This is a genomic window from Butyricimonas sp. Marseille-P2440 (assembly GCF_900091675.1).
Classification (GTDB): Bacteria; Bacteroidota; Bacteroidia; order Bacteroidales; family Marinifilaceae; genus Butyricimonas; species Butyricimonas synergistica.
In genome coordinates, this window is the sequence record NZ_LT594609.1 from 736,931 (window position 1) to 760,428 (window position 23,498).

General features: G+C 45.2%; 17 protein-coding genes, 1 tRNA gene and 1 pseudogene. 2 read left to right on the top strand and 17 right to left on the bottom strand.

What is annotated here, in order from left to right; translation table 11 throughout:
• The first annotated feature begins 184 nt into the window (after positions 1–184).
• A complete protein-coding gene (locus tag BN8899_RS08830; RefSeq protein WP_148375339.1) occupies positions 185–820 on the top strand; it encodes a formylglycine-generating enzyme family protein in 636 nt (211 codons plus the stop codon).
• A 176-nt stretch (positions 821–996) separates the two neighbouring features.
• Here the strand turns inward: BN8899_RS08830 and BN8899_RS08835 are convergent.
• From BN8899_RS08835 to BN8899_RS08865, 8 genes are all read right to left on the bottom strand, one after another.
• Positions 997–1,067, bottom strand: a tRNA-Gln gene (locus tag BN8899_RS08835).
• Between the two features lie 69 nt (positions 1,068–1,136).
• Entirely contained in the window at positions 1,137–2,786 is a 1,650-nt protein-coding gene (locus BN8899_RS08840; protein WP_065219135.1) for a S41 family peptidase, read from the bottom strand.
• Between the two features lie 60 nt (positions 2,787–2,846).
• Complete coding sequence (gene yidD / locus BN8899_RS20370) at positions 2,847–3,068, bottom strand: membrane protein insertion efficiency factor YidD (RefSeq protein WP_071595984.1); 222 nt, start codon at positions 3,066–3,068, stop codon at positions 2,847–2,849.
• A complete protein-coding gene (gene rnpA, locus BN8899_RS08845) occupies positions 3,028–3,453 on the bottom strand; it encodes a ribonuclease P protein component (protein WP_040371660.1) in 426 nt (141 codons plus the stop codon). Before rnpA ends, yidD begins: the two co-directional genes overlap by 41 nt.
• A 53-nt stretch (positions 3,454–3,506) precedes the next feature.
• Complete coding sequence (locus BN8899_RS08850; protein WP_018337908.1) at positions 3,507–4,271, bottom strand: uroporphyrinogen-III synthase; 765 nt, start codon at positions 4,269–4,271, stop codon at positions 3,507–3,509.
• Between the two features lie 35 nt (positions 4,272–4,306).
• Positions 4,307–5,086: a DUF4271 domain-containing protein gene (locus BN8899_RS08855; protein WP_082986970.1), complete on the bottom strand. Its 780-nt coding sequence runs from the start codon at positions 5,084–5,086 to the stop codon at positions 4,307–4,309.
• Positions 5,087–5,112: 26 nt separating this feature from the next.
• Positions 5,113–7,812 carry a DNA polymerase I gene (gene polA / locus BN8899_RS08860; RefSeq protein WP_065219136.1) on the bottom strand — a complete coding sequence of 900 codons (2,700 nt, stop codon included), beginning with the start codon at positions 7,810–7,812 and terminating at the stop codon, positions 5,113–5,115.
• Between the two features lie 45 nt (positions 7,813–7,857).
• Positions 7,858–8,979 carry an AAA family ATPase gene (locus BN8899_RS08865; protein ID WP_065219137.1) on the bottom strand — a complete coding sequence of 374 codons (1,122 nt, stop codon included), beginning with the start codon at positions 8,977–8,979 and terminating at the stop codon, positions 7,858–7,860.
• 156 nt (positions 8,980–9,135) lie between these two features.
• Here BN8899_RS08865 and BN8899_RS08870 point away from each other — a divergent pair, with 156 nt between their 5' ends.
• Positions 9,136–10,236 (top strand): bifunctional 3-deoxy-7-phosphoheptulonate synthase/chorismate mutase type II, encoded by a 1,101-nt coding sequence (locus BN8899_RS08870; RefSeq protein ID WP_065219138.1) that lies wholly within the window; start codon positions 9,136–9,138, stop codon positions 10,234–10,236.
• Between the two features lie 138 nt (positions 10,237–10,374).
• Here the strand turns inward: BN8899_RS08870 and BN8899_RS08875 are convergent, their stop codons facing one another.
• The 9 genes and pseudogenes from BN8899_RS08875 to BN8899_RS08920 form a co-directional block, all read right to left on the bottom strand.
• On the bottom strand, positions 10,375–11,472 hold the full coding sequence (locus BN8899_RS08875) for a thioredoxin family protein (protein WP_187376829.1): 1,098 nt from the start codon (positions 11,470–11,472) through the stop codon (positions 10,375–10,377).
• A 5-nt stretch (positions 11,473–11,477) separates the two neighbouring features.
• On the bottom strand, positions 11,478–14,138 hold the full coding sequence (locus tag BN8899_RS08880) for a zinc-dependent metalloprotease (protein ID WP_065219140.1): 2,661 nt from the start codon (positions 14,136–14,138) through the stop codon (positions 11,478–11,480).
• 28 nt (positions 14,139–14,166) lie between these two features.
• On the bottom strand, positions 14,167–15,591 hold the full coding sequence (locus BN8899_RS08885) for an ABC transporter permease (protein ID WP_065219141.1): 1,425 nt from the start codon (positions 15,589–15,591) through the stop codon (positions 14,167–14,169).
• The gene (locus tag BN8899_RS08890) at positions 15,588–16,712 is read right to left on the bottom strand and encodes an ABC transporter permease (protein ID WP_082986972.1); all 1,125 of its coding nucleotides are present in this window, start codon (positions 16,710–16,712) and stop codon (positions 15,588–15,590) included. The genes BN8899_RS08885 and BN8899_RS08890 overlap by 4 nt, the downstream gene beginning before the upstream one ends.
• 1 nt (position 16,713) lies before the next feature.
• Positions 16,714–18,385 (bottom strand): annotated as a pseudogene (locus tag BN8899_RS21350) (ATP-binding cassette domain-containing protein).
• Positions 18,382–19,284 (bottom strand): HlyD family secretion protein, encoded by a 903-nt coding sequence (locus BN8899_RS08905; protein WP_065219142.1) that lies wholly within the window; start codon positions 19,282–19,284, stop codon positions 18,382–18,384. Before BN8899_RS08905 ends, BN8899_RS21350 begins: the two are co-directional and overlap by 4 nt.
• A 31-nt stretch (positions 19,285–19,315) precedes the next feature.
• The gene (locus BN8899_RS08910; protein WP_231932302.1) at positions 19,316–20,701 is read right to left on the bottom strand and encodes a TolC family protein; all 1,386 of its coding nucleotides are present in this window, start codon (positions 20,699–20,701) and stop codon (positions 19,316–19,318) included.
• 154 nt (positions 20,702–20,855) lie between these two features.
• On the bottom strand, positions 20,856–21,875 hold the full coding sequence (locus tag BN8899_RS08915; RefSeq protein ID WP_065219144.1) for a hypothetical protein: 1,020 nt from the start codon (positions 21,873–21,875) through the stop codon (positions 20,856–20,858).
• A gap of 1 nt (position 21,876) precedes the next feature.
• On the bottom strand, positions 21,877–23,493 hold the full coding sequence (locus BN8899_RS08920; RefSeq protein ID WP_187376831.1) for a RagB/SusD family nutrient uptake outer membrane protein: 1,617 nt from the start codon (positions 23,491–23,493) through the stop codon (positions 21,877–21,879).
• Positions 23,494–23,498 lie beyond the last annotated feature (5 nt).

Genomic DNA, 23,498 nt, shown 5'->3' on the forward strand with positions numbered 1-23,498 from the left:
CATGAAATTACGATTAATTTATTTATGGTGTTGCCTTTGTCTCTATACAGGAACGCAACAAATCTCGGCAAAAGGTGTACAAAAATCGGACAATGACCTTTGTTCGCAAAAAATAGGAACCGTACGATGGGCATCATCAGTAACCCCTTCACAAAAAGCGGTATTAGAGAAATTAATAAAAAATATGGTCCGAGTGAAATGCGGTAGCTTTCAAATGGGTGTAGATAACGGTTACGATCAGGCACAACCAGCTCATACGGTAACTTTACCACAGGATTATTATATCGGAAAATACGAGGTAACGCAAGCAGAATGGCAAGCGGTAACCGGGAAGAATCCTGCTAAATTTAAAGGCGAACATTTACCAGTAGAATATGTCAGCTGGGATGATTGCCAGGAATTTATCCGGCAATTAAACGCATTAACAGGCTTGAATTTTCGTTTACCCACGGAAGCAGAATGGGAATACGCCGCACGTGGCGGTAAAAAAAGCAAGGGATATATTTATTCCGGAAGCAACGATGTAGACAGTGTCGCTTGGTATGGTAAAAATTCGAACAAAACGACTCATCCTGTAGGATACCGCACGCCAAACGAGTTGGGATTATATGATATGAACGGAAATGTCTGGGAATGGTGCCAGGATTGGTACGGTAATTATACAAACGAGGCACAAACCTCCCCAAAAGGTCCTTCTTCCGGACATTTCCGGACCATACGAGGAGGAGCTTGGGGGGATATGGATTGTCGTGTAGAATTCCGGACCTATGCCAGCGCTTGTATCACAAGCAATGGTATTGGTTTTCGTCTAGCACTTTAATTTTATTGCTATCATGGAAAACGGAACTATCGCGAAAAATATATTGCCCTCGGGCTTTAAAGCCCGAGAAGTAAAATTGATTCCCTTTTTTCAGGAAAGCCTCTTTAATTCCAGAATTTAAAATTACAAAATAAAGAAACCTCTTGACTTTTCCATCAAGAGGTTTCTTTACTTTGTTGCCCCACTAGGATTCGAACCCAGACAGACAGAACCAGAATCTGTAGTGCTACCATTACACAATAGGGCAATTGTTTTATTGCGGTGCAAAGATAGTAGTTTTTTGGAATTTCAAAAAACTACTATCTATTTTTTCAGTCTACTTCAATATTTTTTGATATTCCTCGTCGTTAGCCAAAACTTCCAAGGCTTTGGCGATATGCTTATCATTACGGATATGATATTCTATCACGCCATCCTGCATATAGTAACGTTCCATAAACTGGTCCGCTAATATATCCGATATCTCGTCTTTAAACGTGTCCAAATCTCGATCGATGGAGTGTCCCAAATCCTTCTTTAATTGCTCCACTTGTTTGGATATCTGGTCATAATACTTCTCATCCTTTGCTGTCTTTACCAGTTTATCCAACATTGCCTGAGTAGCCGTTTCATACTCGAACTCCCTCGTCTTCAAATATGCTTTGAACTCGTTGAACAGTTCATCTGTCAAGATGAATTCAGAAGGAGAAGGCAACGAGGAATGCTTTGCCGCGTATTCATTCACGAAATCAAAAACCATATCCTGCATTACCAATTCCTGGGAAACCCGTGCATATTTTTCCGGTTCGATCTTGATGTCCGGCGTGATTCCTCCTCCGTCATATACAGTACGCCCGGCTTGCGTCTTGAACGGTTTGATTAATGAATCGGGTATCACACCCACACTCCCGTCCGGGTTGCGATGCGTGTAGTCTACGGCTTGGATACAACGTCCGCTGGGGATATAATATTTTGCCGTAGTAACCTTCAATTTCGTGTTGTACACCAAATCACGAGTCGTCTGAACCAATCCTTTCCCGAAAGAACGCTCTCCCAAAACAACGGCACGGTCATAATCCTGCAAAGCACCGGATAAAATTTCGGCAGCAGAAGCAGAAGCACGGTCGATCAGCACGGTAAGCTTCATATCCGGCAACAACGGATTTTTAGTTGTCTTGTATTCCTTATCCCATTGCTTCATCTTCCCCTTGGTACTCACGATCAAAGAACCTCTCGGCAAAAAGAAACTGGCTATCTCAACCGCCTGATCGAGCAATCCGCCACCGTTTCCACGAAGATCAAGTATCAATGATTGTGCCCCTTTATTCTTCAACTCCATAATCGCTTTTCGCATGTCATCGGCAGACTTGTCCGTGAAACTGGTAAAATAAATATATCCGGTCTGATCATTCAACATCCCATGATAAGGCACACTCGGCATTTGCACTATTTCACGCAATACCCGTTTCTCCATGGGCTTGTCTTCCCCGATACGTTGTACTTTCAACACGACCTCTTTACCCGGTTGCCCCTTCAAACGGGAACTCACGTATTCAACGGTCTTGCCTTTCATATTCTCCCCGTCAATCTCTAAAATCAAATCACCGGGCAACAACCCAGCTTTATTGGAAGGAGAGTTCCGATACGGCTCACGAATCACCACGTAATCCCCTTTTACCCCGATGATCGAACCGATTCCGGCATATTCTCCCGTGGTCATCATCTTGAATTCATCCATCCGGGATTCGGGATAAAACTCCGTGTAAGGATCCAATTTTTTCAACATGGCATCGATTCCGTCTTTCACCATCTTCTCCGGCTGGACATCATCCACGTAAAAAAGATTTACATCCCTAAAAAGCGTAGCAAAAATATCCAACCCTTTGCTTATCTGGAATCTCTTGTCATCTTCCTTCAAACTTAACGCCCCGAAAGCTAATAATAACACTCCCGAGATGAAAATAATAATGCGTGTATTTTTTCTCATAACCTTATTTTAATATCAAAATCTAGCGAAAATAGTACATATCCGACAAAATAGCAAATTTCAAGGCACCGGATCGTATCCCGAACCTCCCCACGGGTGGCAGGAACATATCCGTTTAATCGCCAAGTACAATCCTTTTATAGGTCCATGCTTTCGTAACGCCTCCACAGCATATTGCGAACACGTCGGGGTGTAACGGCAACTCGGGGGCGTCCAGGGGGAGATGCAAAGCTGATAAAATTTAATGGGAATCAGCAATATCCCCACCAGTATCTTTTTCAATATAGACCATAAGTTTTTTAATAGCACCGGTAATCGCTTTTTCTATTTTCTGAAATTCAAAGATATTATCTTGCAAGTATATAAACAAGATATCCATTGTTTTATCTTCCGGAATAGCGGTATACAAAGTATGTTTGTTCAACCGGTACCCCTCCCGAACCAACCGTTTCACCCGGTTGCGTTTCACCGCCCGCTTGAAACGCTTCTTGGAAACACTTATCGCAACACGAGCCGGGGCATCTTTTTCTCCTCTTGGATAAAAACGAAATACCACTCGCAGGGGGTAGCTCACGAAACTTTGCCCCGAGGCTATCAACTCCTCGAAACTGCCTTTACGACACAAGCGTTCCTCTTTACTAAACGTGTATTCAATCGTTTCTTCCATATCTGAATACAAACATACAAAGAAAATGGACATCGTCTGATGTCCATCCCTTTCTATTTTGCTTTATTCTCTTTATTAAAAGCTTTAATGAACTGCTCTAACGCCATGGTCATAGAAGGAGCTTTCTCCGTCGGGGCTTTTATATCAAGCCTTAACCCGGCTTCGACGGCAGCTTCGGCAGTAGCTTCCCCAAAAGCTGCAATAATTGTTGTATCTTGCTTGAAGTCCGGATAATTCTGGAACAATGACTTGATTCCGGCAGGCGTGTAAAACGCGATAATATCAAATTCCTTCAAATCCGGAATTTCTTTTGCCACTTCATTTGCCACCGTTCTATAAAATACTACTTTCGTGTATTTTAAGCGCAATTCGTCCATTAATGCCGGAATATTTTCCTTGTGAACATCAGAAACGGGAACCAAGAAATTTTCGGTTTTGTGCTTCAACAAGATTTTTGTCATATCCTCTACTTTCTTGTCTCCATAGAAAATTTTCCGTTTACGATAGACGATATATTTTTGCAAATAGAATGCTATTGCCTCTGATATACAGAAATATTTCATTGTATCGGGAACTGTTACCCGCATTTCTGTACAAATACGGAAGAAGTGATCAATAGCAGTACGACTCGTGAAAACAATCCCGGTAAAATCCAATATATTAATTCTTTCTTGGCGGAATTCTTTTGCCGTAACGCCTTCTACCTTAATAAATGACTTGAACTCTAACTTCAATCCAAGTTCTTCAGCCAGATCAAAATACGGGGATTTTTCAGTTGTCGGCTTGGGCTGCGAAACTAATATCTTCTTAATTTTCAAAATTTTCTGTTTTAAATTTAACCAAACATTCTCAACTATACCAACAATTTGTATAACACAAGTATCGGTACGATTTCGAGCCCACAAAGGTACAAAATCATATATAAAATAGAAACTTTGTAACCATATAATATTTTAATCAATCTTATAAATCTAAAAATCAAAAGAATAACGAACAAGGTCAAAATCACGTGAAACAACATTCCTACCGCAGAAGGCGTTACGAAGAACAATGCCAATACCAAGGGAGAAATCGACAGCCCCAACACGATACCACTCACCCGCAAATTTAATATAACATCCGAAGCACAATGCCGATTGTTAAATGTCCAGCCAAATATTCGTACCACTCCCATGTACACGATATGATAGCCGAATATAATCAGAAAATAAAATAACGCGTTTGAAAAAACGAAAGACAGACTCGTGAAAAACGCAATCCCCATCGCCAAAGACGAAAAAGAGAGGCAAATCGATAAAAATATAAAAGCATAATTTTGCCGTGCCCCCTCCGACAGTACTGCCGCATCTTTTTTCCGACTAAAGAAATAAAAATAAACCGACGACAAAAATCCCCGCCCCTGCAAACGCAGCCAAGCCACGAGCACGAGAAAAAACACCATGTAAATTAGAATCCCCGAAGTAAAATGAATATCCCATCCCTTCAAGGGAGTCCCCTCAACCAAACCAACATAATCCGAGATGGTATCCAAAGGCGGTAACGGCATCCGGGAAACCTCTTCAACCAAAGAAGCCGGGAACCAAATCGAATCCCGCACCTGCGCCACACTGTCCACAACTTGTTCCTCTAACATATTTACTCTCGTCTATAAATCACCTTTTAATGCGCCTCATACCAGTTTTTACCGTACCCGGTACCGACCGTCAAGGGTACCGCCAAACTCACCACGTGTTCCATGCAATCCTCGACCAACTGCTTCAGTTCCTCGATCTCGTCGTGGTGGCATTTAAAATTCAACTCATCATGCACCTGCAAAATCATCTTGGAACGCAGCCCCCGTTCTTTAATTTTTTGATGGATACAAATCATCGCCTTCTTGATAATATCCGCGGCAGAGCCTTGTATCGGGGCATTTACGGCATTTCTTTCCGCTACACCCCGAACCACGGCATTCCTGGAATTGATATCCCTCAAATAACGGCGGCGCCCCATGATGGTTTCCACGTATCCCTGTTTCCGGGCTTTTTCCACGGACTCCTCCATATAGCGTTTCACTCCCGGGTATAAATTAAAATATCCGTCGATCAGTTCCTTACCCTCTTTTCGGGAAATTTTCAACCGTTCCGCCAATCCCCAGGCTGAAATCCCATAGATAATCCCGAAATTAGCGGTTTTCGCCCTTCTCCTCATCTCGGGAGTGACTTCATCCAAGGGCACATGGTATATTTTTGAAGCAGTTTCCGCGTGTATGTCCTCACCGTTCAGGAATGCATCAATCAAACCGGGTGCACCGCTTAAATGAGCCATTAACCTCAATTCCACCTGGGAATAATCGGCAGAGAAAAAGCCATAGTCCGGATCACCCGTGATAAAAGCCTTCCGGATATTCCGCCCTTCTTCCGTCCGAATCGGGATATTCTGCAAATTCGGATTCAAACTGCTCAACCTCCCCGTGGCAGCTTCCGCCTGATTGAAATGCGTGTGAATCTTTCCGGTTCCCGAATCGATATAAGTAGGTAAAGCCTCGGCATAAGTAGTCAACAATTTTTTCAACCCTCGATAATTCAAGATATGCCCCACAATAGGATGCGCTTCTTCCAGTTTCGAGAGTACTTGCTCGGAAGTGCTATACTGCCCGGTTTTTGTCTTTTTATTTCCCGGGTCAATATTCATTTGGTCAAACAAAATCTCCCCAAGCTGTTTCGGGGAGCTGATATTAAATTCTTTCCCCGCGATCTCGTAAATAATCTTTTCCTCCTCGGCGATCTTTCCTTTCAACTCTTCCGACAATGCTTTCAACGCTTCTTTGTCGATGGATACCCCCTCGTACTCCATATCAGCCAAAACCGCGACAAGAGGCATTTCTAACTCTTCAAACAATTTATAGAGCCCGACATCCATTAAAGCACTTTCCAACCTCCCTTTCAGACGGAAAAGGATATCCGTTCGCTCGGCGTAATCCTTGTCTTTTTTACCCCCCTCTTCCGGGAATAAAGACAGTTGTGGATTTTCAGTATTATCCCCTTTTATCAAACGATAATTCAACAACTCCAACGCTACCCGCTCTAATTCGTGCGAACTGTCCGGTTGCAACACGTAGTGTGCGATCTTAATATCAAAAATCCGGTTCTTTATCTCGATTCCCGCTCTTCTCAACCAAATCATATCATCTTTCACATCATTGGAAATCAGAACTTTTTTCTCATCCTCAAAAACGGGGGCAAACAACCGTATAATCTGTTCTGCCTCCCCTTTTGCCGCGGGAAGCCGAAAATAACAAGCGCTATTGGAAGCTACCGAGAAACACAGGTAATCCGGGTAAGAATTATAAATCGTCCCATCCCCGAAAATAGCGTTCAACACGTATTCCGGAGTTTTTTTCAAAGACTCCAACAACTCTTGTCGCTCTCCCTCGGTGGTCAATTCCTGATAATTCACCTCTTCGGGATGTATCGTATCTACCACCTGTTCGTCATGTTCTATCGCGAATACCCGCTTCGCCAAAGAGAATAATTCCAATTCATCGAAAAGCGGTTTCAATACATCATCCTTTATCTCTCCCAAAGATAAATCAACCACATTCACGTCCGTGGGTACTTCCGTGTTGATCGTGACCAACTCTTTTGACAAAAACACGGTATTCTGACAACACAGCAAACGCTCTTTCTGCTTTCCCTTCAGATCCTCTATATGTTGATATATTCCTTCAATACTCCCGTATTTATAAATCAAAGCTGCCGCACTTTTCGGTCCAACCCCGGCACAACCTGGCACGTTATCCGCCGTGTCGCCCATCAACCCAAGTATATCGATTACCTGTTCCACCCGCTCTATTCCGAAATGATCGAGCACTTCCGGAATTCCCCACACCTCCGACTTGTTTCCGGCACGTCCCGGTTTGTACATAAACACCTTATCGCTCACCAGTTGGGCGTAATCCTTGTCCGGGGTAATCATATATACTTGAAAACCTTCTTTCTCTCCCCGCTTTGCCAAAGTCCCCACCACGTCATCCGCCTCGAAACCATCTACCGTAATGGCAGTAATTCCTAACCCCTTGATAATCTTTTTGATATAAGGAATAGATTTCTTCAGATCCTCCGGCATAGGAGGACGTTGCGCCTTGTACTGCGGGAACATCACGTGCCGGAACGTCGGACCTTCCGGGTCAAAAACAACAGCCAGATGCGACGGCTTCTCCAACTCTATGATCTCCAGTAAAAAATTAAAAAAGCCAAAGGTCGCCGACGTATTTATTCCCGTGGTCGTGATCCGGGGATTATTGATAAACGCATAATACGAACGGTAAATCAAAGCGTAAGCATCCAGCAAGTACAGTTTTTTCTCCTCGTTAGTCATCATCTTTCCTTTTCAAATTATTCCTACAAAGTTAGACTTTTTCTTTTACACCGACAGCCACTTTGAAAAAAAGACATCATATACTTTATAACACCCTTTTTCTTCGTAAATCATTTCTTTATCCAGCAAAGCCTTTATTGATCGTTGAACCGAACTGGCTTGCCCCAGTTTATATTTCGCGAGGAAATCCTTCGACATATATTTCTCGAAACCATTTTCTTTCGCCAAAGCTCTCAGCAGGTTAAATTGATTATCCGTCAACAGATTTCTATAATTATAATATACATACTCACGTTCCAGCATAATATTCTCCTTCACGTGCTCAACCAAATCCCGGGTAATATTGTTCACACCTGTTTCAAAAATACGATTAAACATGAATTGAGTATAAAACGTGTACGTATCGTAATTCCACAATACTTCCAAAACGAGTTCCTTATCTATTGTCCGCCGGAACCGAACAAATTGTTTTAAAATAAAATCGGCATAAACTTCTTGATCCAGCCGATCAAGAAACATAAAATCGCTACTTTGATAAAAAGGGCGTCCATAATCACTAAACATGGACATTAATAAATGTTTATTACTCCCTGAAAATATAAAATTCACGTTCGTCAATTGCTGCACATTACTCCGCAATAATGCCTCGACATTCTTTTCCGCGTAATTAACAATTTGCTGGAATTCATCTATCGCGACAACATATTTTACTTTTTGAGATTCTAAATAATCAAACAAGGCGGCTAATCCCTTTTCTGCCTCCTGGGGCTTCCGATAATCAACCTCGATTTCCGGCATTCCTGTAATATCATTAAATACAACTTTAGCCCTTATTCCAGAAAGAAAGGTAATCAACTTGTTCAAAAAATTTGCAGAACGTTCCTTTTCTTCCCGAATCACAGCATTCCCCAGTTCCCGAACCAGTTCCGCCATATTGTTTGTTGCCATAATATCAACATAAAGCAATCTAAAAGGGCGTTCTTTTTTCAAATAGTAAAAAACATTCTTAATCAATCCGGTTTTTCCCATCCTACGTAACGACAATAACGTAATATTCCGATTGTTATCCATAGCCGAGATTATTCTCTCTGTTTCTTTTTCCCGGTCACAAAAATATTCCGGGGACAAGTAACCCGTCACTAAAAATGGATTCTTTACATTCTCCATAGTTTTTGGTTTTATATTTGCATTACGCATTTTGCGTTATGCAAAATGCGTAATGCAAATATAAAACAAGTTTTACAATCAAACAAATCCCGTTTTTCTCCTTCCTTTTAAAAGAAAAGAATACCTTTGGACTCGTAAACAGAGAAAAAGATCAAAATGGCTTGTCAACTGGATATTCAACCTTGTTCGGAGTGGAACCTCTTCTCGCGATTACAGCGCCCACTAGTCATCGCGGGACCTTGCAGTGCGGAAAGTGAAGAACAACTTTTCAATACGGCTACTCTTCTCAAAAATAACGGTATAGAAGTTCTGCGAGCCGGAATCTGGAAACCCCGCACCCGTCCCAATTGCTTCGAGGGGGTCGGCGAAAAAGGGTTACCTTGGTTACAGTACATTCAAAAGACATTAGGACTAAAAGTCGCCACGGAAGTCGCCAATGCCCATCACGTGGAAGCTGCCTTGAAACAAGGAATCGATATGCTCTGGATCGGAGCCCGTTCCACTGCCAACCCTTTTGTCGTTCAAGAAATAGCCGAAGCTCTCAAGGGAGTCAATATCCCTGTTTTAGTAAAGAATCCCGTTAACCCCGACATCGAACTTTGGGTGGGAGCTTTCGAGCGCCTTTATATATGCGGGATAAAAAAATTAGGAGCTATACACCGGGGATTTTCTTCTTACAACAGCAACCGCTATCGCAATACACCACAATGGCAAATCCCCATCGAGTTAAAGCGACGCATCAAACAACTTCCCCTGTTTTGTGACCCCAGTCACATTAGCGGGCACCGGGAATACATACAGGAAATATCCCAAAAAGCCATGGATCTAGGTTTCGACGGGTTAATCATCGAATCCCATATCCAACCGGATTGCGCACTAAGCGATGCCGCTCAGCAAATTACGCCACAGCAATTAAATGATATTTTAAAGCAACTCATCATTCGGGATGCTCACCCGAACAACTCCTCCAGTCATTTAATTATCGAGGAACTCCGGGAGAAAATCGACACCCTCGACAACTCCATCCTGGAAGCCCTGACCCATCGAATGAAGATCATCGAAGAGATCGGTCATTATAAAAAACAAAACAACATTACCATCCTCCAACCCGACCGCTGGGAAAACATTCTTTCCCGAGTCATAGACGAAGCCCGCAAAAATAATCTCCCCGTGGAACTCGTGGAACGGGTATTCAAAGCCATTCACCAGGCTTCAATAGATCGCCAAACAGACATCATGAACCGTCACGAGAAGTAATATTTTGTATGATGTTTGACTTTATAAACTTTCAGAACCGAAGGTTCGACTTTATGGACATTATGGACTAGGAGGTGTGTCAAAACACACCTCCCATTCTAATTCATATAACAAATTGATCAGAAAAGCCTTTTCAGATTACCTAAATTTTTCAAAATAGGCTTGAACTCTTTTTCGCGTGTTTGCAGAAGAAGAGAAATATCCACTCACTCTCTCTTCTAAGGCAAAAAGTTTTTGGACATCAACTTTCTCTCCACTTGCATTGACAAAATCCAAGGCTGATAACAATACCCACACGTCAAAATTCCACTTCGGGTTTTCTTGTTTATTCAACCCGAAGTCCAGGCAAGCATAAATACTCTCGGAATCCTGGGCAAGACAAGCTTGAAGCAGCTTCATTTTATTTTGCAATCTCTTCTCCGGCTCCCATTTCATCGAAGCCCACTCTTTTGTGATCCGCTCAAAAAACTCTTTCATCGTTTTCTCGTTATTTCCCCCCTCTCTTTGTATCACTTGATCTAAAATCTTATGATACCTGCTTTCCAAATATCCATCAACGGTTTCCTTACCAACATTTTCCTTCAATTTGGAATAATTTGACACAACAAAATTGCACTCTTCCGAGCCATAAGGGCGTTCTTTCAACAGAAACCAATATTCAGGTTGCAATCTATCCTTTGTATCCAATTTCCCCTTCAATTCACCCAATACCGTATTACTTTTTTCATTTTCTCCGGCATAAGCAAGCGTCCGATAATAATCTAACAATTGCTTTTTATCCATCGGTCCTTTTTCATACAATTTATTCAGATAATCCAAAGAAGTTTTCTCGTTCAAGCCTCTTTCCACCCAACTCAAAAATGAATTTAAGGATCCCGCCCCGCCGATTTTGTGTTGAATCGTGCCGTCCGGACGAAATATAAAAAATGTAGGGAATTTTTTTATATTGAATTGCTTTGCCAACTCGATCCCTTCCCCTTTTTCCATATCGTACTTCACATTCACGAAACGGGAATTGAAAAAATCACCGGCTTCTTTCTTGACAAAAACTGTATTCAGCATCTTTTTACACGGACCACACCACGAAGTGTAGCAATCCATGAAAACAAGTTTATTCTCCGCTTTAGCTTTAGCCAAAGCCTCTTTAAACGTCAGTTCTTCAAATTTAACTCCTTCTTGGGCGTTTGCCGTGATGCACAATAGCATCACGACAAATAACAATACCGTATTCTTCATATTCATCAAATTTTTATTCCTTCCGTCATTTGCATCAACATAAACAACATGGCTTGATAATGCTGCTTTGAAACCTCATCCGGGGCATTCATCGCTCTTTCGAGCAATAATGTCCGCAATTTCATGCCGATAGCGCAATAATTAGCCAACGTGCCATCAATCAGTTCGGTATTCACGGGACGCTGCCAACCGTAACCGTATCCCAACCCGAAGCTATTCAAGATTTCACGCTCTTCTTCATTTCGAGTGTATTCCCCGTCAGATCCGATCAGTTCCATTTCATTCAAACCGTACAGTTCCATTTCATCCAGAGAAGGAACACCCGCCTCGCTCGTGATTCCTCCTAAAAGTCCGGCCAAACCGGGGGACGGTTTCAACAATTGTTTCATGAAAGCCAACATGCCTTTTTGCATGATGATGTCGGCTTGGGTTACCTTGCGGTTCGTGATGGCACTCTCCCATACGCCATGATATAAATCATCGAAATAGGCTTCCAGCGTGTACGGATTTTCTGAAATATGCGATGATAACACCACGTTTTGGCTCGCCTTAAGCAAAGCCATGATTGCTAAATTTTGAAGTCGTGCGGAAAATGCGATATCCAAACCGAATTTTCCCGTCACCTCTTTATTATCCAACCAATCACAATCATTCAACTGTTTCAATACCCATTTCAAGGAAGCCTGCTGTTTTTCGCGACGGACCGGCTCTACCCCCTTCTCCGGAGAACCGTCTTTCACGTCTGTCAAATAAACCCCTCCGACATTATAAACCACGTTCATCATGTAACGGGCATACTGGTTTACAATACTTTGATACAACGCTTTCCGGTGCATGGCATCCGGATCATCCTTGATCCATTCATTCAAATGGCCCAGAATATATTTCAAATTTTTAATCCCGTATTCACCCGCTTTTATCGGATCATCACCCAAATCTTCCTCTATCGCGGAAGGATCAATTCTTGAATACATTTGTTGCTTGCGGAAACGATAAATCGGATCCCCGGCTTTCTCGTCCACCCAATTTTCCAATATTTCAAATTCCTCTTCCGAGTTTTTTGCCTTGGGGAAATACGTGTACAGCCATTTGATGGCAAATTCATCATACAAGCCCAAATCCGGAGGAGTCAATTTCACCCCTTTATCCCCGGGTTGTGCCACATAATTAAACCGAGCGTAATCCATGATAGAAGGCGTAGTTCCATACTTCCGGGTAAAGCTTGCCGAACGCAAGGAATCCACCGGGTAAGCGCTGGAAGCCCCCATGTTATGCATCAATCCCAATGTGTGCCCGATTTCATGAGTCACCACGTAAGTGATCGACTCATCCATCACATCCTTCGGCATCTTTTTAGCGCGCACGCGAGGATCCACCTGTGCCGTTTGAACAAAACGCCAATGATTGATCAACTTCACGATATCATTGTAAACAATCACCGAAGCCGTCATAATTTCCCCCGTTGTCGGGTCAACCCAAGAGGGGCCCATGGCATTCTGTGTATTCGAGGGAATATACCGGATGCAAGAATATTTCAAATTATCGGGATCAAAATCCGGATCGTTTTTCGGGAATTCGCGTGCTTGCATGACATTTTTAAAGCCGATCTTCTCGAAAGCCTGGTTCCAGCGCAAAACAGCTTTCTTGATCGGTTCTTTCCACGACTCGGGGAAAGCATCGTCAACATACCACACGATCGGTTTCACGGGTTCCACCAACTTGCCTTTTTTGTAAAGCTCCGGATCCTTAGGCTCTAATCTCCAACGATTCACGAGAGAATAATTGCGCAATTGGTCCTCGACCTCCGTGATACAATGTTTCCCGGTCTGGAATATACCCAACCTGAAATCAGGGTATCTCGGACGCATTTTCTTTTCCGGCAACAACAGCAACGAACGAGTGGCTTTTACCGACAACGGGGCATTATTCACCAACGTCGAACGTCCTCTCTTGACGGTCACATTGTAAGCATACCACGTGGAAACCATCACGTTATCCTCAAACGCTTTTATCTCATCCAATTTTGTTCCCTCCTTCAAAGGCGATGCATTAATCGTAATTTGTCCCCCGCCTTGATTCACCGGAGAGAAATCACTCCCCGTAAACAACGAGGTCACGTTAATCACCACGGCAGAACGGTCTTTATTGAACGCTTCCACTTTATAAACCTTCAGCAACGGGTCGATAAAATTCCTTTGTTTCAATAACTTCCCGCGCTCCTTGTCCACCTGTAAATCCAGAGCCGCGTTGACACTACGCATATACACGGTAGTATCTTTTTCAAAAGTAAATTTAATATGCCAGGGAGTATTCGTTTTGAAACCGTTCGTGCAAAACATCGGGTTGCTGGACTCCGATGCCGTAGACCCGAGCAACATCTCGCGCCCCATGTATTTCAACGGGATCTCCATGTACAGTTTATCGCCCACCTTATGCAAGGTCATGAAACCTCCCTTCGTGGCAACATGTTCCTTCGTGTTGAACAACTTATCATACTTGCTTACCGGTTTTGCCTTCGGCTTGTCGGACGTCTTTTTGGCAGAAACCGTCTCCTGCTTGCCCTTTTTCTTCTCCTGTTCATTTTTTGATTGCCCGGCACCCGACGCCACTCCATAAAAAGAGAACAAAATCAAAGGTACCAGTAGAAATACAATACTTTTTTTCATACATACAACATTTAAACATTAAAATTATCTATCTGGCTTTTCGGAAGTTCCAAATCGCCCAACTATTAAATACAACAATAAAAACACACAAGGCTCCTACCTGGGGCAACACATGCCTTAACTCACTGCCATAGGCAAAAAACAGACGCATCACCTCGATATAATAGCGCAACGGATTTATGTCTGCGATCACCCTCGCCCATCCCGGCATACTGTCAATCGGCGTCCACATGCCACATAACAAACAAATAATCAACAAAAAGAAAAAACAGAGCAACATCGCCTGCTGTTGATTACGGCAAGCCGTGGAAATCAATACGCCAAATCCGACCATCGACACAAGGAAAAGGAACGAAACCAAGTAAATACACCAGTAACTACTCTGGGGAACAATCCCGTACATGGCCCACACGATGATCAATCCGAGGGTAAGAATCGCCATGCCGATAATCCACGAAGGAATAATCTTCGAGAATATAAAAGCACTTCGTTTCACCGGGCTCACGTTCATTTGCTCGATGGTACCGTTCTCTTTTTCCGTCACAATATTCAATGCAGACAATACCGCCCCGATGATACAAACCAAAATAGCCAACAGGGAAGGAATCTGGTACAGGCTGGATTCTCCATCCGGATTATAACGGTAATCCACGGCCACATGGATTTGTTCAAACTCCGGATCCGACGGTTTTTCTATCAGTGGGATCTCCACATCCGCCTTCCCCGCATCAATTGCCAACTCGGATACCGTGATTTCTTCCCTTTTGTCCCATTCATTCATCTTCGCCGTCTCCGAAGATGGGTTTGCCTGCTGAATCTCAAACGATTCCTGCAATGGCGATTCCATTTCCGCCCGTGACGACATCAGCTGTCGAGAGCGTGCCAACCGTGTTTCTGATTCCGCGCTCTCTTTTGCCCGCTTCGTCATTTCGGCTTGCGCCTCCGCTTCCATGCGGGCCATGATCTCTTCCTGCGACTCGATCCTGAAACCCGGTTGAAAACCGAATCCGTCCACGTATTCCCATATATATCGCTCCAGCACTTGCAAGAAATAAAACGAAGAAAGTCCCGCTGTCACACCGTTAACGGCATCTATTTCCAGCATAATCGGCGCTTGGGTACGCCCCGTGACATTTTTCTCGAAACCTTTCGGAATCTCCAGGATTCCGGAAGTCTTATTCTTCTCCAACACCTTCAATCCCTCCTCGTAGGTATCCGCGTAAGCCCCTATCCGAAAGTGATTCGAGCTCGTCAACTTCCGCAAGAAACTGGCGGAAGTACTCGTGCGGTCATGATCCACCACGCTCAAAGCAATCGTGGATGTCCTCACTTTAGCGGCAGGAGGAAGAATAAACAAAAGGATTGACGTGATCAAAAACAAGATCAACAAAATCGTTTTATCCCGAAATATCAGAATAAACTCTTTTTGTAATAAAAAGCCCAACATCCTCATGACAACCGATTTTTAAAACATTTGATACTAATGACAATCAAAACTACCGTTATCGCCAATAACCCGAACAATTCCGGGTAGACAGCATCCATCCCCAATCCTTTGATCATGATATTCCGTGCTGCCGAAATAAACAGCGTTACCGGCATGAGATGCACGATCACCTTCATTCCTAAAGACAAAGAATCCAACGGGAAAATAAACCCGGACAACGTGATTGCCGGAAGCATCAGTCCCGCGATGGAAATGATGATGGCACTCCGTTGTGTTTTGGTCAACACCGACACCATAATCCCCAAAGCCAAAGAGGAAAGGGTAAAAACAATGCCGATAAAAAACAGTAAAAAGATATTCCCCGTTATCGGCACTTTCAACACAGTGACCGATATGAGCAGAATCACCACGATATTAATCATGCCAACCAGCAAGTAGGGCACTAATTTTGCCAAAACAATCACCGGCGGTCGCACGGGGGATACCAGTAAAACTTCCATCGTGCCGGACTCTTTCTCCTTCACGATCGCGAGGGATGCCATCATCGAGCACACGAGCATCAACACGATGCCAATGACTCCCGGCACAAAATGAAAAGCACTGTTCAACCGAGGATTGTACCGCATCTTTATTTCCGGAATAATCTGTATCGGCAACTCCCTTCCGGCATTGATCTTCCGCTGGTAATTCAATAATGTCGCCAATATATAAGATTCCAGCGTGGATGCGTTAATCTGTAAACTGGCATCCATGATCACCTGCACGTTCCCGACTCCCGTCCGCTTGATTTCTTTCTCGAAACCGGGCATAAACACAAACACTTGCGACAAGTCCCCTCTTTTGAACAATTCATCCACCTCGTCCATAGAACTCACGTGCTCTACCACTTTAAACGTGGAACTGGCATCTATCTCCGCCACAATCTGACGGCTCATCCTATCATTCGACATATCCAGGACCGCCGTGGGCATCTCGGTCAAACTGCTATTCAAAGCGAAACCAAAAATCAACAACTGCGAAATCGGCAAAACCACCAATACCAATAGTGTCTTCCGGTCGCGAAGGATATGATAAAACTCCTTCCGCGTAAAAGCAAAAAACTGATCTATAAATGTCCTTATCTTCATTTCATCCGTCCTTTCTTTGGGCCCGTCGTGCCAGTAAATAAAAAACCTCCTGCATCCCGGGAACGCCATATTGTTGCTTCAACGCAGCAGGCGTGCCCAATGCCTCGATCCGCCCGTCCACCATGATGGACACCCGATCGCAATACTCCGCCTCGTCCATGTAGTGAGTGGTAACAAACACGGTTATCCCGTCGGCTGCCGCCTGGTAAATCAACTCCCAAAACATCCGGCGCACGGCAGGATCCACGCCACCCGTCGGCTCGTCCAAAAATACAACTTGCGGTTCATGAAACGCCGCCACCGAAAACGCCAGACGCTGCTTCACCCCTTGCGGCAGTAAACGCACCTGCGTATTCCGCTCTTCCAGAAGGCCCAAATCTCCCAGCACCCGGTCCATTTTGTCCCGGATCTCCGAACGCCTCATCCCGTAAATTCCCCCGTACAGGCGAATATTCTCCCGCACCGTCAAATTCTCGTACAACGAAAACTTCTGGCTCATGTAACCAATACCCCTCTTTATCTTTTCCGACTCCCGGGCGATATCGAACCCGACCACCCGTCCCGTTCCCGAAGTCGGTTTGCTCAACCCGCACAACATGCGCATGGCAGTCGTTTTTCCCGCCCCGTTCGCCCCAAGGAATCCGAATATCTCTCCCCGCTCCACGTGAAAACTGATATGGTCTACCGCCGTGAAGTTCCCGAACTTTTTTTCCAAATGCTCTACTTCAATGACCCGTTCCATCGCTAATATCGTTTGTCAACATCATAAAATAATCTTCTATACCCGCCTCGATTTCGTTCCACTCCACCCCGACATGTCCCGCCTCCCGCAAGGAGACCGCGAACCGTTCCACGGGATAATCTCCCTCCCGGAAAGTCGTGTGAAGCGAGTCCCCGAACGTGAAACAGGAATAAACCCCCGGTTCTTCCCGGATATCCCGCAATAACCGATACATATCCCGGGACCGGAAAGCGACCAATTTTTTATCGTGTTTCCGGATCAACCGCTCCGGCGTATCCACGGCCAACAGCTTCCCGTGAAAAATCAGCCCGATCCGGTCACACAACCGGGCCTCATCCATGTAAGGCGTCGACACCAATACGGACATCCCCTCCTTGCCCAACCGCTTCAGGACATCCCAGAACTCTTTCCGGGAAACGGGATCAACTCCCGTTGTCGGCTCATCCAAAAACAACACCTTCGGTTTATGAATCAAGGCACAACACAAGCCCAGTTTCTGCTTCATCCCTCCCGACAAAGCGCCCGCTTTTCGATTTTTAAAAGGAGCCAATTGCTCGTATATGTCTTTTATCTGGTCATAATTGGACTGTATCGTCGTGTCGAACACGTTGGCAAAAAAATGCAGGTTCTCTTCCACCGATAAATCTTGGTACAGGGAAAACTTTCCCGGCATATATCCCACGATATTCCGCACCTCGCGATACTGGTCGATCACGTCGAATCCTCCCACGAAAGCCCTTCCCCGGGTGGGCAGAAGAAGCGTTGTCAATATCCGGAACAAGGTACTTTTGCCTGCCCCGTCAGGCCCGATCAGCCCGAACACTTCTCCCTCCTTCACCTCGATCGAGATCTCCTTCAAGGCGACAATCTCTTTCAATACCTGCCGGTACGTCATGCCGATGTTTTCCGCCAAAATCATAGCCTGATTCATCGGGTATAAAATTTCACGTCGGCATACATTCCGACCCGCAGAAAACCGTCGTTCTCGACGTGTATTTTCACGGCGTACACCAGATTGTCCCGTTCGTCCTGGGTCTGCACCGTTTTAGGCACAAACTCCGCCTCGGAGGCGATCCAAGTGATTTTTCCCCGGTACTCCCGTTCTTCTCCTCCCCCCAACTGGGCAAACACCCGCACCGGATCTCCCACTTTTAATCCTCCGACACGTCCACCCTCCAGGTAAACCTGAAGCGTCATATTTTTCAAATCCCCGATTTTATACAAAGCCTTTACCGGGGCTGCCAACTCTTTCTCTTCCGTGTACTTTGCCAATACCGTTCCCTCGATCGGGTTTACAATGATGCAACGCTGGATCTGGTCATTTATCTGGTCCACTTTCAAAGCAATGGCCTCGCTTTCTGCCTTTGCCCCCGCGATCATCACCTCCGCCTGATGGGTTTGGCCCGCCAATGCCGAACGTCCCTCGTCCACCATCGCTTTCACGTCATCATACTGTTTCTGGGTAGCCGCTTTACCTTCCAACAAACGTTCCACCCGCTTTAATTCTTTCTCCCCTTTTTTCACCTTCAAACGGTACACTTCCAACATCTTATCCAAATTCGGGATACGTTCGTCCACTGCTTTCACCGCCTGTTGCGCCTGTACTTTCAACCAATGCAACTGCATCGTATCTATCAGGCCGACCACTTTACCCGCCTCGATATAATCTCCTTCCATGACCTCCAAACGCTCCACTCTCCCGCTCATCTCCGACGACACGATGACCTCCCTCACTTCAAACATTCCCGAGGCATCCCGCTCTTCCGTTTTATTTTTGCAACCAACTCCCAAAGCCACTAAAACCGCTATACTCAAAATCTTATTCTTCATCTTCTCCAATCATTAAATCAAAAATCATAAATCAAAATTCCCCTATCGTAAGCCTCTTCGTGTATACCATCATCTTCAATTCCACCTCCCGCAACACCTTCTCTTGGCGGGCAATCAATGCCTGGTTCACATCTGCGATCAACTCCGAGATCGTGTACACCCCATTCGCGTACTTCACTTCCGACGCTTTCCGGATACTCTCCCGCAAACGCACAGTCTCCTCGTCACTCTTCAACAGCTCTTGCAACTTCCTGATTTCCGAGTCCTGCATCAATACCTCCATCTTCGTGTTGAAAATAAAACTCTCCCGCTGGTTCCTCACACTCTCCTGCTGTACCTGTATCAATTTCCGGTCATTTCCCCGGGTATTCAATTTTCCGAAATTCCAACTGACCATCACCCCGCCAATAAAATAAGGCTTGAAATCACTGTCAAACGTATTCAATCCCGACTTACCGTATCCACCCATCGCGAACAAACCGATTTTAGGCATGATCTCTGCGTTCTGCATCTTCAAATCGGCATCCAGCCGTTTGATTTTACTATCCAGATAGCTCAATTCCGGTCGCTTCACTTCTTCATTCCCCCCAGGCACCTCCACGAGCGGGACCTGTAATTCGGTCTCTTTCGACAACGGGCGGCCGATCAACGTCGACAACACGTTCAAACAAGCTTCCCGCTTGGCTTCCAATTCAACCCGCGATTGTTCGTATTTAATACGTTCCACGTCAATCACATCCAAATCCGTTTCGTAAATCACCCCTTCTTTCAAAGCCACCTCGGCACGTACCCGCAAACTGTCCAGGATCTCATCCGCCCGGTCCAACTGTTTCTCTCTTCCCTCGATGGTCAACAATCCGAAATACAACTGTTTCACCCGATCCTTGATCTCGTATAACTGGACGTCCAACCCGGCATGCATCATATCAATCTCCCGGTTAGCGATCTCTTTCCCCGCTTTCATCCTTCCCCCGGTCCACAACGCCTGTTTCAACGATAATGATGCACTATAACGATCCCGGTCGCTCACGGGTATCGTCATCGGGGGGATCGCCACCGGTGCATTCACCGTCGGCAAATCAAGGTCCTGCCTTTGGGCAACCTCGTTCAAATCCACGCTGACATTCACCCGGTCCGGCATCTTCAAATCCAGCTCCATCTTCTCCGACTGCCATGATGCCACTCCGGAAAAACTGAATTCCGGCATATACACCCTCGAAATATTCGATAACGTGTATTCCCGGCTCTGTTCCAACAAACTATGCTGCCGGATGGCGGGATAATTATCCATCGCCCATTGTTGACACTCCTCTATCGTAATCCTCCGCTCCGGTTGCTCCCGCCTCCTCGTCTCCTGTCCCCAAAGCGAAACATGTAACATGATAACACAAAAAAAAGCAAATACTCTCTTTCTCATAAACTCCAATTGTTAGCAGAACACATACTGATCTTAATTTTAAATTAAAACGAACGCTTCCGCGAAACCGGGTACACACGACCTACTATTTATTTCAAAAAAAAGGAAGGTGTGTTGACACACCTTCCTTAAAAACACATGAAAAATCGATCTATTACTTTTTGATGAAATGCGTCAGTCCCGCGTCTTTCAAAATCTTCAACAACGCCTCGTATCTTCTGATAACCATCTCGTAATCGGCATGTTCCTCCCGGATCTCGGCATCGCTCTTCGTGTAGATCATGCGGGTAAAATTCGAAAGATCCTGCAAAACGGAAGGCATCCAGATGGAAGAACCATTATTTTGCCCAAACGTCAGTACGCCATATTTCCTCGGGTTGGTGATATCCATCACGTAATTCTTTATATTGTAAGGTTTCCCCAAAACATAACATTCATAACCCTTAGTCGGATTAGGATCCGGCTCCGGGGCCTCTTTCGTGATATCCTGGTAAGCCGTAAACTCCTCGGTATAATATTTTCCTAAATAATCCTGCAGCACGTACATACTTAAATTCCACCCGTACACGACCTTATCTTCTTCCGTCATCTCCTCCAAAGAAAAATAAGTAACATTATTCACACCCTTCTTCTCTTTCGTCATCATATATCTCGTACTCAAGCCGATATTTCCCAAATCCTTCACCAACGTGTCCGGGGTATGCTTTACCGTTTTGTCCAGGATATCCAAAATGATAAAAGCGTGGGGACCGAACTGTCCCTTAAACTGGGGACCGAAATTACCGGGAGCCATAAACGGTTTAAAAGCGTAATCCCTCAGCAGTTCCACCATCTCTTTCAAGCGTTTCTCGTCCCGCTCCATGGTGTACGTTATGGTAGAAGCTCGTTCCCCTTCGCTCAAAAGATAACCGGGACGGAACAGCTCGTAGTACACATACGGGTTACCCCCTTGGTCGTAACGGGTTTGTGTTCCCAACGTGTCGCTATAAAAAATAGCGAATCCCGTCTCTTTGTATATCTCGTAAATCAATTGGTCCACCTCTCCGGCATTCGGGTCGTATTCAATCACGTACCAGTCTTTCTCCATGCGCGAAGGTTCCGCTTCGTCATTACCGCAGGCTGCACAAAAAAGCAACAGGAACAACCCGCCAATCATCATATTTAATTTCATCATTTTAGTTTCCATAAAACATACAATCTTCTCGGTTATTATCTACAATGGCTCCCTCTGTCTGTTTGATCTCGTCCGTCGGGATTTTAAACACCCAGCCCCCGTCCGGGTACTCGGGCAACAGGTAATACCCGTTATAAATTCCCGGGGCACTGTTCCCCGCGTAAGAATAATCATAAGTTTTGTGCCGGAGGCTTTTCAACTCCGGATATTTCGGGGAAACGGCATAACGTCTCAAATCAAACCAACGGTGTCCCTCGAAACACAACTCCCGGCGACGCTCCTCGCGTATCAATTTTACCAGTGCCTCCCCGCTCTCCGTGATCGGCTGCAAATTCTGAATACGCATCTCCATTAATTTGCCCAGGGTCTCGCGGGCAAGCCCCTCCTGGTCCGTCATGGCATAAGCCTCGGCAAGATTTAAATATGCCTCCGATACGCGAAGGGTGAAAACATCCGAAACGAACTGATACTCCTGATTTTTTGCTCCCTCGGCAGTCGCTTTCGTCTTGCGCGGCAAATAATAACAGTGGAAAGCATCCGTTTTGAAAAATACATCCGGCCGGCAATCCTTTTCTCCCGTCGCTTCATTCGTTCTTTTCTTGAACGTGTTTACCAGATCATCCGAAATACGGAATGCCGCCATGGATTTTTTCTCACTACCCGAACTCGACTTCATCAGCGCAAACACGCCGTTGATACTATTGGAGCCTTGGGTAAAAATCACCTCCGGGGAATTCGTGTCCATCCACGAAGTATCTTTCGACGTGGAAACCATCGGGTACACTTTTTTCAAATCCTTCAACGAGTATTTCAAGTTATTACTCAACACCGCGTTGCACAATGCAGGTACAGAATCCCACTGCCCCATGTAGCAATACACGCGGCTCAAGAATACTTGCGCAGCAGCTTTTGTCGCCCGCCGTTTCGTGGTGGGCTCGTATCCATCCAGATAGTGAATCGCTTTTTTCAAATCATCCACGATCAGGTTGTACACGCTTGCCACCGGATCCCGGACATAATTCTCGTCCACCACGTAAGGCGTCGTCTTGATCGGTACGCCCAAATCCGAAGCTGCCGTGATCGGATCATACGCCTTCGCGTAAAAATTCACTAAAAAATAATAATCTGTCGCCCGGATGAAATGGGCCTGTCCCCGGATGGCATTGCGTGCCGACTCCGTGTCGTGCGTAAACTCCTCTACCTTATCCAGCACGACATTCGCCACGCCGATATGCTCGTACAGCCGGCTCCAGTTCTGGTCGGTGTAAAGTACACTCTCTACATTATTGGGCTCCGCCTGCCACGTGTAATACCCGTACAGTTTCGTGTAAGGGGAAGTTGCGGAAAAGTCCCCGGCAAGAAATCCCTCGGCATCATCGTCCATCACGAGCAGCCAGGGGAAATAGACACTCCCCTTTTTCCCCTTGGGATCCAAAGTGCTTTCCATACTATTCACCACTTTGTGCTCCATATAGCCGCTACCCACCAGCAATTCGTCCAGTGCCTTGCAATTCGTGGCATACGCTATCCCGTTCGACTCTTCCTCCAGGAAATCACTGCATCCCGTCAATCCCCAGAAGAGCAATCCGATCCATATTACAACGCTATATCTTTTCATATATT